This is a genomic window from Lutibacter aestuarii (assembly GCF_042676885.1).
GTDB classification, from domain to species: domain Bacteria; phylum Bacteroidota; class Bacteroidia; order Flavobacteriales; family Flavobacteriaceae; genus Lutibacter; species Lutibacter aestuarii.
Window position 1 is genome coordinate 36,080 of sequence record NZ_JBHTIC010000018.1, and the last position, 10,126, is coordinate 46,205.

Genomic DNA, 10,126 nt, shown 5'->3' on the forward strand with positions numbered 1-10,126 from the left:
AAATAGTAAGATTCTGAACAGGTTCAGAATGACGTTATTCTTAAAATTTGTTATGAATACTGTTTTCTTTCATTACGTTTTCAATTTCTTCTGCATCGTAGAAAATGATCCCTCCAATTTTTGTGTACGGTAGTGTTCCGTTAATTCTTAAAGTTTGAAGTGTTCCCGGACTTACTTTCAATATTTTCATTAATTCTGCTGATTTTAAATATTTTTTTTGAGGTGCAGCAGTCGTTTTTTGAAGTAAACTTTTAATGTCATCTAATAGTTCAATTTTAAACTCTCTTAAATCATCAGTTGTTATAATTTGTGTTGGCATTGATTAAGTATTTTTTAAATTAATAATTGTTTATAGCGATTTGACTTTCGTGCTACAAAGCTTAAAAGTTTTATTGAGAATCTTTAGGTAGTCATTAGGTAGTACCTAAAAAATTTAACATTTTAAAAATTTTAACTTACTGAATGACAAGAGTTTAAAAACTTTGCATTTTAAAAAAAGTTAGAATTTATAATCACACTGGATTCAATTTCAATAAAAAGGTATGTTTATAAATAAAAAGAGATGATTTTTTAATAAAAAATCATCTCTTTTTTTCAATTTTAGGTAGTCGTTAGGTAGTCCTATTTATTATAGAACATATAAAAACCATAACCAACACTAAAACAGTAATTTAACAACAATACTTTAATTAGATTCAATTCTATTAATGAGTCCAATTTTTAAAGAATCTATAAATTTTGTTTGATCTTTCTCTCTAGCTTTAATTTGCTCAAAAACTTTATAAATATTACCTAATTCAATTTCAAAAAGTAGTTCAATTACATTTTTAATTTTTTTTAGTTCTGCTCTTCCATTTCTTAAAACACCTGACTCTTTTAAAGCGAAAATTAATTCAACTAAATCCGTTTTAGTTCCTGTCCAATTTAGATCTCTTAAAATGGCTGGTTTAACCTCTTCGATAACTACATCATTTGATTTCTTGTTTTTAAGTATTTTCAACTCGTTAGAAAAAAATGCAATTAATAAATCGTGTGCAATAATTTTTGATACAAGGTAATCGTGACTGGTTGTAAATTCCGGATCTTTAAAGTGATGCGAGCTATCGATAAATAAATCTAATTGTTCGATATCTCTTAAAAAATAAAGGTGGTCTAGTTTATCTTCTTTTAACCTATAATACTTTACAAATTCCAACTGTTTCCATTTTCTGCTATCTAACCTATCAAGTTCATTGCTAATGTACTTCTGTTGTTTTGAGTTACCAGAAATTGGTTTTTCAAGTAAATAATTATGTAACCATTTAAAGTACTGGAGTCTCCCTTCTACATACGGTTTTTGATATTTAAAAAATGTTATTTCTTCTTTTTTTGAAGGGAATTTTTTAGTCCTTACAAGTGTGCTAAATTCATTTAGACACGTTCTTGAAAGTACAATACCTTGTTTTAAAATTGTTAGATCTTTTAAATTAGATTTTTCAATTAATACAATAGATTTTTTATACCGATTAAAGGCAATAGTAGTTTTTTTCATATAGGTTTTTCAATTTTTTTAAGCATTTAAAAATAATAAAAAAACCTATAAATTAGTTAGCTGTTAGATTTCTTCTGAACTACTTCTGAACCTTGCTCTGATTTGGTATTTAATAACACTTTTAAAGCATTCATATCATCACTTACTTTTCTTTCAATTACTCTAGCATAAATTTGAGTTGTAGCAATTTTTGTGTGTCCTAAAATTTTAGAAACGGTTTCAATTGGAACGCCATTTGTTAGCGTTACTGTAGTTGCAAATGTATGGCGCGCCATATGAAATGTTAGGTTCTTTTTAATCTTACAAGCATCTGCTATTTCTTTTAAATAACTATTTAATTTTTGATTTGATAACGCAGGAAAAACGGTACCATTTAGAGCTGCTCTTTCATTATTTCTGTATTTATCAATTAAGTATTGAGCTTGGTCTAGTATTGGTATTTTCACTGGTGTATTTGTTTTTTGTCTTTTGGTAATTATCCATTTATTACCATCAATCCCAAAAACCACATTGTCTTTTTTAAGCTTCATAATATCAACATATGCAATACCTGTGTAGCTGCTAAAAATAAAAAGATCCTTTACTAAATCTAAACGTTCAATATCTGTGCTATAGTTTTCAATACTTTCAAGTTCTTCTTTTGATAAAAACTCACGTTCCTTTTTAATAAATGAAGGTTTATATTTAACAAATGGGTCTCTTTCTATCCATTCCATATGAAAGGCCATAGTTACCATTTTTCTTAAGCGTTGAATGTGTTTTATGATGGTATTATTACCTATTCTTTTCTTATTTCTTGAAAGTTTATAGCCTCTTAAGAAATTGTCAAATTGCACAACAAATGAATAATTTAGGTCTCTCAAGTAAATATCTGAAGTTTTGTATTCTTTCAGTACGAACTCCATTAAATAACTCTGGGTAGTTTTATAAAGGCCAAGTGTGGCTTTATTTAACTTGTGAGCAAAATTAGTATTATGATAATCAATAATATTTTGAAGCGAATAATATTGTTGGTCGGTTCCTAAAAATCGAGCTTTAATAGCTTCAGCTGTTATTAATTTTCTTTCATTAACTAATTCCTGGTATGCTTTGAAAATTGAAGCTTGTGTTTGGTCAATATAATTATTGATAACTCTAGCCTCTTGACTGTTTCCTTTAATTTTGGATTTAGATTTATCCCAAGATTCTAAAAGAACTTTTCTTTTTAGGCTAATATTAACTCGTTTCTGATTAACCGTAATTCTTGCGAATAAATCCGCTTCGTTATTTTTGGCACGTGAAGCATTAATCCAAATTAGGATTGAAAAAGTGTTTTGGGTTTTCATAGTTGTCGTCTTTTTAAGTTTAACTTTTTTTAAAGACGAAAGTCAAATCAACTATGGATATTGGCCCTAGTAACAAATGTATAAGATTTGTTGACCAAATCCTACCTTATTCTCATTAAATTATGTACTGTTTCACCGTTTTTAAAAATACATTTTATCAGTATTTACAGTATCTACAGCAATAATTCGGTCAACAAATTTACTTTTTTTATTTGTTGACCGATTTGTTGACTTATTTAATGAATTTAAATCAATATATCTGTTAACTCCTAAAATTCAAAACCCCGTAAAACCTATGGTTTGCTGTGTTTTGATTCAATTTGTGTTCATTTTCGCAGAGAGGAAGGGATTCGAACCCTCGATACCCTTTTGGAGTATACACACTTTCCAGGCGTGCGCCTTCGACCACTCGGCCACCTCTCTATTTTTTATTGGTTTAAATACAAATCTATTAAACCTTCTGGAGTTTCAACAATAATCTTGTTGTTTTCTCTATCCACTTTTTTAATAAAGTTGTCAATCATTGGAATAAACACATCTACTCCATTCGAGTTAATTTCAAACAATGGTTGTGCAGAACTATCATTTACTCCTTTTACAACTCCAACATAACCATAATTAACATCTTCTATATCAAAACCTATAATTTCGTGGAAGTAGAATTTATTTCCTTTTAACTTAGGAAGAAATTCTAAAGGCAAATATAATTCTGAACCTATAATAGCGTCCGCATCATCTTCATTAGCAACATCTTCAAACCTAATACGTAATTGATTTCCTTTTTGAAGTAGACTTTCTTCTATAAAAAAAGGAACCAGATTATTGCCTAAAGCAACAAATACTGATTCCAAATTTTGATACAATTCAGGTTCGTCAGTGTCTAGTTTGACAACAACTTCACCTTTAAAACTATGTTTTCTTACGATTTTGCCTAAATAAAAACAATCTTCTTTACGCATTATCGATAAATAACTAGTTACTCTGCTTTTCCTTCTTCAGATGCAGCAGCTTGAGCATCATCAATTGTTTCTGGAGCCTGCTCCTCAACAACTTCTTCTGCAGCTTTAGCAGCGGCTTTTGCATCTGCCTCAGCTTTAATTGCAGCTTCTTCTACTTCTTTAGCAGCAGCAGCACGTTCTTCGTTAATTTTAGCTTCAGCAGCTAATGCTTTTGCTTTCGCATCAGCTTCAGCTTTAGTTAAGCCTTCTTTTTTAGCATTGATTTTAGCAGTTTTTTCATCTAACCAAGCTTGGAATTTTTCTTCTGCTTGCTCTTCTGTTAAAGCTCCCTTTCTAACACCACCTGCTAAGTGATTTTTAAGCATTGCTCCTTTATAAGATAAAATTGCTTTTGCTGTGTCAGTTGGTTGTGCACCATTTTGCAACCATTTTACGGCACCATCTACATCTAAATCAATAGAAGCTGGATTTGTATTAGGATTATAAGTCCCAATTTTTTCTAAGTATTTACCATCTCTTTTTGAGCGTGCATCTGCAGCTACAATCCAATAAAATGGTTTTCCTTTTTTACCGTGTCTTTGTAATCTAATTTTTACTGGCATTTTGTTTTAATTTTTAAGGTTCTCGACCTTGGTTATTAATTTTGAGTTTGCAAATATAGTTAGATATTTTTAAATAACACGCTATCGTTCAGTATATTTTAAACTAAACCTGTAAATCCTAAAAAAGCTAACGATAATAATCCTGCTACTAATAAATTTATTGGAACACCTTTCATTCCTTTAGGAATGTTTGCCAATTCTAAATACTCTCTAATACTTGCAAATACAATTAATGCTAATGCAAAACCTATTGAATTTGCTACTGCAAAAAATACTGCTTTTAATAAACTTCCACCTTCTAACCCTAAAGCTAAAATTGCTACACCTAAAACAGCACAGTTTGTGGTAATTAAAGGTAAAAACACACCTAATGCTTGGTATAAAGGTGGACTTACTTTTTTCAAAATAATTTCAACCATTTGCACCAATGCTGCAATTACTAGTATAAATGTAATGGTTCTTAAATAGTCTAACCCAGCAGGGACTAAAATATATTGATGTAGTAAGTAAGTTGCCATAGTTGCTATGGTCATTACAAACAATACAGCACCCGACATCCCTACAGATGTTGAAACTTTATTAGAAACTCCAAGAAAAGGGCAAATTCCTAAAAACTGTGATAATACAATGTTATTTACAAAAACAGCTGCAATAAGTATAATAATATAATCCATTTTTATGAAGTTTTGATTGAAATTTTATTGAATAAAACTGTTAAATATGCCAGGGCTATAAATGCTCCAGGAGGCAGAATAAACAAAATAAAAGTGTTGGCGTTTTCAGAAACAAATTTTAGTTCAAATAAACTCCCACTTCCTAAAATTTCGCGCACAGCACCTAACATTGTCAATGCAATTACAAAACCTAATCCCATTCCTAATGCATCTAATATGGAAGACATTAAGTTATTTTTTGAAGCAAATGCCTCTGCTCTCCCTAATATTAAGCAGTTTACCACAATTAATGGAATAAAAATTCCTAATTGTTCATATAAAAATGGTATAAATGCTTCTAACACCATTTCAACAATAGTTACAAATGAAGCTATAATTATTATAAATGCTGGGATACGAACTTTACTTGGTATTTGTGATTTTACTAATGAAACAACAATATTAGACATTAGTAATACAAATAACGTAGCAACACCCATTCCTAAACCATTAAACGCAGATGAGGTAACCCCTAATGTTGGACACATTCCTAAGAGCATTACAAAAACTGGATTTTCCTTTACAATTCCTTTTAAGAAATTTTGAGTTTGATTCATTTTTTCAGCCATAACTCTTATTTTTTTGATTTTTTTAATGAATCCTTATTGTCAACAAATTCATCATAAGCCATTTGAACTGCTTCGCCAAAAGCACGCGAAGTAATTGTAGCCCCTGTTAAGGCATCAATTTCTCCACCATCTTTGGTTACTTTTATATTAAAGTTTGAAGGATTTTTTTCTCTAAATTGAGCCAAAAACTTTTCATCTTTCATTTTGGTACCTAAGCCTGGAGTTTCCTTTTGCTCTAAAACTTCAATATTTTTAATGTTTCCTCCTTCATTAAAACCGACCATAATTTTTATCAATCCACTAAACCCTTTTTCAGTTGAACCAATTACAGCTGCTCCTACAAATTTATTTTCATAAAATGCAGGATACATTTCAATGCTATCTTTTGCTAATTCAGATTGTACCAATAGAATATCATCAACCGGATTGTTATCGAATGTTGGTAGTACTAGTTTTAATGCATTCACCTTTTTTTCAATCTTAGCTTTAGCTTTAGGCCCCACTGTTAAGTCGTTCACAAAACCCAAAGAAAACCCTGCAACTATGGTAATTACAAATAAGGATACTACCATATTTAAAAATGTATCTTTCTTTTTACTCATGATTACACAATTTTAGATTTAATTTTTGAACCAAATCGTCTAGGTTTAAAATAGGTATTAATTAAAGGCACAAAAGCATTCATAATTAAAATTGCAAATGAAACACCCTCAGGATAAGCACCAAACAATCTAATTACAACAGTTATAACTGCAATACCAATAGCAAAAACTATCATTCCTTTTTTGGTCACAGGACTAGTAACTAAATCTGTTGCCATAAAAAATGCTCCTAGCAATGCTCCACCTGATAAAATATGAATTAAGGGGTTTGCGTATTGTTCAGGATTTACCATCCAAAAAATACCAGTCATTACTGCCATAGTCACCAACATAGTTATTGGAATATGCCAAGTAATAACTTTTCTAACAATTAAGTACACTCCTCCTATCAACAATGCTAATGCAGACATTTCACCAATTGAACCACCTGTTAACCCTAAAAATAACTCAACTGTTGAAGGGATTTTTGTTGCAATGGTTGACATGGTATCTCCAAACATCAACCCTTCTTTAATCACCCCTAAAGGAGTTGCCCCTGTAACAGCATCTGCAATAGTCGTATTATTTTCAACTGCAGTAGGCCACATTGTCATTTGTACTGGAAATGAAACCAATAAAAATACGCGCCCAACCAAAGCTGGATTAAAAATGTTAAACCCTAGCCCTCCAAAAGACAATTTTGCAATTCCAATTGCCACTAAACTACCTATAACTATCATCCAAATTGGAAGCCCTGAAGGTAAGTTAAAAGCCAATAAAATTCCTGTTAACAAAGCTGAACCATCACCAATAGTAACTTTAGTCTTCATTAAATATTTTTGAATTAAATACTCAAATAATAAACAAGAAATTATGGCTACTGCTGTAACAATAAAAGCACGAATTCCAAACACATATAACGAAACTAAAAATGCTGGAATTAAAGCAATCACAACATCGTACATTAATTTTTTTGAAGTTCTATCTGAATGCACATGAGGTGAAGCCGATATAATAATTGGTTGTGTACTCATTTTTAATTTTTAGCGGTTTGTAATTTTTTAACAATGTTTTTTCCAAAGCGAATATAATCTAGCAAGGGTCTATGCGAAGGACATACATAGCTACACGAACCACATTCAATACAGGTCATAATATCTTCATTTGAAGCTTTTTCATAAAATCCTTTTTCTGTAAGATTCATTAACAAATGAGGTTCCAACCCCATAGGACACACAAAAACACATTCGCCGCAACGAATACAATTTTTTGCCTCACCTCTACTTGCTTCCTCTTCTGAAATAACTAAAATACCTGAAGTTCCTTTTGTAACCGGTACATCGGTATTTTTAATAGCTTTCCCCATCATTGGCCCTCCATTAACCAATTTTCGAGTACCTTCAGGCAAACCTCCAACCTCTGTAACTAAGTCGGTAATTGGAGTTCCTATTTTCACCCAAAAATTTGAAGGATTTTCTAATTTTTTACCTGTAACTGTTACTACACGTTCAGTTAAAGGTTTATTGTATTGAACGGCTTCATAAATGGCAAAAATAGTTCCAACATTATGAACAATAACACCCACATCTAAAGGCAATCCATTTTTTGGAACTTCTCTTCCTAAAATTGCTTTCACTAATTGTTTTTCTCCACCTTGAGGGTATTTTACTTGCAAAGCAGCTACCTGAATATTAGATTCATTTTTGGTAAGTTCTTTAAATAATTTAATAGCATCTTTCTTATTATTTTCAATGCCAATAATTGCTTTATTTATATTTAAGGCAACTAACAAAATTTTAATACCAACAACAATTTCATCTGCCTTTTCGAGCATTAATCTATGATCAGCAGTTAAATAAGGTTCACATTCAACACCGTTAATTAATAAACAATCTAACTTTACACCTTCTTTTACATTTAATTTAACATGAGATGGAAAAGTTGCGCCTCCTAAACCAACAATTCCAAAATCTGAAATACGCTGTAAAATAGCTTTAGGAGCCATATCAATTTGCGACTTTAAAGGATAGTCTTTTTCTTCAAAATTAGATTCGTTTTTAACATCAGTTCTAATCACTATGCATTGTTTTTTATAACCACTTGTGTCAATAATCATATCTAATTTAGTCACTATACCTGCAACAGGAGAATGAATATTTGAAGAAACAAATCCACCAGATTTTGCAATTACCTGACCAATTTCAACTTTATCTTTTTTCTCTACGATAATTTCAGAAGGAATTCCAATATGTTGCGCTATTGGCACATAAACCACCTTAGGAACGGTCATTCTTCTAATTCTTTTTTCTGCAGTAATTTTATTTTCTGGAGGATGAATTCCTCCTTTTGGAAATGTTTTAAGCATCAGTTTTTACATTTAAGGGTTCAACAGTTGCTTCTTTTTTTATAAGGTTTTTTTTCGCTACCACTTTTTTTGGTTTCTTAGGAGGGAAATTTGTTTCAATAATAGAGTGAGTAGGGCAAACATCTACACATTTTCTACATAGTGTACACAAAACAGGATCTATGTAGGCTAAATTATTCACCATAACTACGGCATCTTTTGGGCAAATATCTTCACATTTAGAACAACCAATACAAGCAACCGCACAGGATTTTTTTGCAATTCCTCCTTTATCTTCATTCAAACAACCTACAAACACTTTTAAATCACGCTTATTACGTGGTCTCATTTCAATAATATCGCGTGGACATTCTTCAACACAAGCACCACAACTTGTACATTTGTCGGTAATGATCACTGGTAAACCTGTAGTTTCATCCATATACATAGCATCAAACTTACATACCTTAACACAGTCACCGTCTCCTAAACACCCATATTGACAGTCTGTTTCACCACTATAAATCATTGCTGAAATAGCACAAGTTCTAGGCCCTTGAAACTCGGTTGTTTTAGGACGAACTTCACAACTTCCTTGACAACGTAACACTGCTACTGTTGGATCTTTTTCTGCTACTTCTTTTCCTAATATAGTTGCCACTTGTTTCATCACCTCGTTTCCTCCTACTGGACAAAACATATCTGATATATCTTCTGTATTTACCAATTTTTCAGCAAAAGATTTACAACCAGGTGATCCGCAACCTGCACAATTTGCACCTGGCAATATTTCATCAACATCTGCAATTAGTGGATTTTCATATACGTAAAACTTTTTAGAAACTACATACAGCACTACTGCCGCAACAATTCCTAAAGAAGCCAACAACAAAACACTATATAAAACTGAATCTGTCATTAGTAGTTATTTTTTAAAATTGAAACTTTAAATGTTTTTTTAAATAAATTTTTTAAAACATAAAGCGTAAAATAGTAAGGAGCCAAAACAAAAAGGGCTATCAAACCTGCTTGCCATTCTTTTAAAAAGTTTGAAGAAACAAATAGCACAACAAGTACTAAAACAAAAGGAAAAACATACGCCCAAAAAACTGCTTTTAAGCCTAATTGCTTCGCTAAAATAACTTCAACTTGTTCATTTAGTTGAAATGAAGAGTTGTTAGTTTCAATTTCAATTTCTTTTGAATTTGATTCTGAAACTCCACAGGCTGCTTTTGCATTACAAGCCTCACAGTTTATATTTCCTTTTAACGAAACTGTTAAAACTCCGTTAGAAATCTTAGAAATAATTCCCTCGTGATTTATCGTGTTTTGACCTTGGTTTTTATAGCTATTTAAATCAAGTTTTTCCATTATCATTTATCTGCATTAACTTGCATTGCTAAAATTAGGACATCTTTTTTTTATAAAGTATGACCTATGTTAGGATTTTATTGTTTAAATTTAAAGCTATGGTTATTGCGATAATTTTAAAATATTCTTCA

12 protein-coding genes and 1 tRNA gene are annotated in these 10,126 nt (G+C 31.0%); all 13 read right to left on the reverse strand.

What is annotated here, in order from left to right; genetic code table 11:
• Positions 1-40 precede the first annotated feature (40 nt).
• Entirely contained in the window at positions 41-319 is a 279-nt protein-coding gene (locus ACFQZW_RS11770) for a helix-turn-helix domain-containing protein (RefSeq protein ID WP_090119995.1), read from the reverse strand.
• Positions 320-685: 366 nt separating this feature from the next.
• The gene (locus tag ACFQZW_RS11775) at positions 686-1,531 is read right to left on the reverse strand and encodes an RteC domain-containing protein (protein ID WP_090119993.1); all 846 of its coding nucleotides are present in this window, start codon (positions 1,529-1,531) and stop codon (positions 686-688) included.
• Between the two features lie 56 nt (positions 1,532-1,587).
• Positions 1,588-2,856: a site-specific integrase gene (locus ACFQZW_RS11780; RefSeq protein WP_090119991.1), complete on the reverse strand. Its 1,269-nt coding sequence runs from the start codon at positions 2,854-2,856 to the stop codon at positions 1,588-1,590.
• Positions 2,857-3,191: 335 nt separating this feature from the next.
• Positions 3,192-3,279, reverse strand: a tRNA-Ser gene (locus ACFQZW_RS11785).
• Between the two features lie 5 nt (positions 3,280-3,284).
• Positions 3,285-3,815, reverse strand: coding sequence for a ribosome maturation factor RimM (gene rimM, locus ACFQZW_RS11790; RefSeq protein ID WP_298265602.1), 531 nt, complete (start codon positions 3,813-3,815; stop codon positions 3,285-3,287).
• A gap of 17 nt (positions 3,816-3,832) precedes the next feature.
• Positions 3,833-4,417 carry a 30S ribosomal protein S16 gene (locus tag ACFQZW_RS11795; RefSeq protein ID WP_298288713.1) on the reverse strand — a complete coding sequence of 195 codons (585 nt, stop codon included), beginning with the start codon at positions 4,415-4,417 and terminating at the stop codon, positions 3,833-3,835.
• 98 nt (positions 4,418-4,515) lie between these two features.
• The gene (locus ACFQZW_RS11800; RefSeq protein ID WP_298265598.1) at positions 4,516-5,091 is read right to left on the reverse strand and encodes an electron transport complex protein RnfA; all 576 of its coding nucleotides are present in this window, start codon (positions 5,089-5,091) and stop codon (positions 4,516-4,518) included.
• Between the two features lie 2 nt (positions 5,092-5,093).
• Positions 5,094-5,699 (reverse strand): RnfABCDGE type electron transport complex subunit E, encoded by a 606-nt coding sequence (locus tag ACFQZW_RS11805; protein WP_298265596.1) that lies wholly within the window; start codon positions 5,697-5,699, stop codon positions 5,094-5,096.
• Between the two features lie 5 nt (positions 5,700-5,704).
• Positions 5,705-6,301 carry an RnfABCDGE type electron transport complex subunit G gene (locus ACFQZW_RS11810; protein WP_298288709.1) on the reverse strand — a complete coding sequence of 199 codons (597 nt, stop codon included), beginning with the start codon at positions 6,299-6,301 and terminating at the stop codon, positions 5,705-5,707.
• A gap of 2 nt (positions 6,302-6,303) precedes the next feature.
• The gene (locus ACFQZW_RS11815) at positions 6,304-7,314 is read right to left on the reverse strand and encodes an RnfABCDGE type electron transport complex subunit D (RefSeq protein ID WP_298265592.1); all 1,011 of its coding nucleotides are present in this window, start codon (positions 7,312-7,314) and stop codon (positions 6,304-6,306) included.
• A 2-nt stretch (positions 7,315-7,316) separates the two neighbouring features.
• Positions 7,317-8,645 (reverse strand): electron transport complex subunit RsxC, encoded by a 1,329-nt coding sequence (gene rsxC / locus ACFQZW_RS11820; protein ID WP_298265590.1) that lies wholly within the window; start codon positions 8,643-8,645, stop codon positions 7,317-7,319.
• The gene (locus ACFQZW_RS11825; protein ID WP_386783217.1) at positions 8,638-9,543 is read right to left on the reverse strand and encodes a Fe-S cluster domain-containing protein; all 906 of its coding nucleotides are present in this window, start codon (positions 9,541-9,543) and stop codon (positions 8,638-8,640) included. The genes rsxC and ACFQZW_RS11825 overlap by 8 nt, the downstream gene beginning before the upstream one ends.
• Complete coding sequence (locus ACFQZW_RS11830) at positions 9,543-9,995, reverse strand: SoxR reducing system RseC family protein (RefSeq protein ID WP_298265586.1); 453 nt, start codon at positions 9,993-9,995, stop codon at positions 9,543-9,545. Before ACFQZW_RS11830 ends, ACFQZW_RS11825 begins: the two co-directional genes overlap by 1 nt.
• Between the last annotated feature and the right edge of the window lie 131 nt (positions 9,996-10,126).

Coding starts and splice junctions, on each gene's coding strand:
- ACFQZW_RS11805 (WP_298265596.1), bottom strand. CDS start 5,699: ATGGCTGAAAAAATGAATCAAACTCAAAATTTCTTAAAAGGAATTGTA.
- ACFQZW_RS11815 (WP_298265592.1), bottom strand. CDS start 7,314: ATGAGTACACAACCAATTATTATATCGGCTTCACCTCATGTGCATTCA.
- ACFQZW_RS11810 (WP_298288709.1), bottom strand. CDS start 6,301: ATGAGTAAAAAGAAAGATACATTTTTAAATATGGTAGTATCCTTATTT.
- ACFQZW_RS11830 (WP_298265586.1), bottom strand. CDS start 9,995: ATGGAAAAACTTGATTTAAATAGCTATAAAAACCAAGGTCAAAACACG.
- rsxC (WP_298265590.1), bottom strand. CDS start 8,645: ATGCTTAAAACATTTCCAAAAGGAGGAATTCATCCTCCAGAAAATAAA.
- ACFQZW_RS11770 (WP_090119995.1), bottom strand. CDS start 319: ATGCCAACACAAATTATAACAACTGATGATTTAAGAGAGTTTAAAATT.
- ACFQZW_RS11800 (WP_298265598.1), bottom strand. CDS start 5,091: ATGGATTATATTATTATACTTATTGCAGCTGTTTTTGTAAATAACATT.
- ACFQZW_RS11795 (WP_298288713.1), bottom strand. CDS start 4,417: ATGCCAGTAAAAATTAGATTACAAAGACACGGTAAAAAAGGAAAACCA.
- rimM (WP_298265602.1), bottom strand. CDS start 3,815: ATGCGTAAAGAAGATTGTTTTTATTTAGGCAAAATCGTAAGAAAACAT.
- ACFQZW_RS11775 (WP_090119993.1), bottom strand. CDS start 1,531: ATGAAAAAAACTACTATTGCCTTTAATCGGTATAAAAAATCTATTGTA.
- ACFQZW_RS11825 (WP_386783217.1), bottom strand. CDS start 9,543: ATGACAGATTCAGTTTTATATAGTGTTTTGTTGTTGGCTTCTTTAGGA.
- ACFQZW_RS11780 (WP_090119991.1), bottom strand. CDS start 2,856: ATGAAAACCCAAAACACTTTTTCAATCCTAATTTGGATTAATGCTTCA.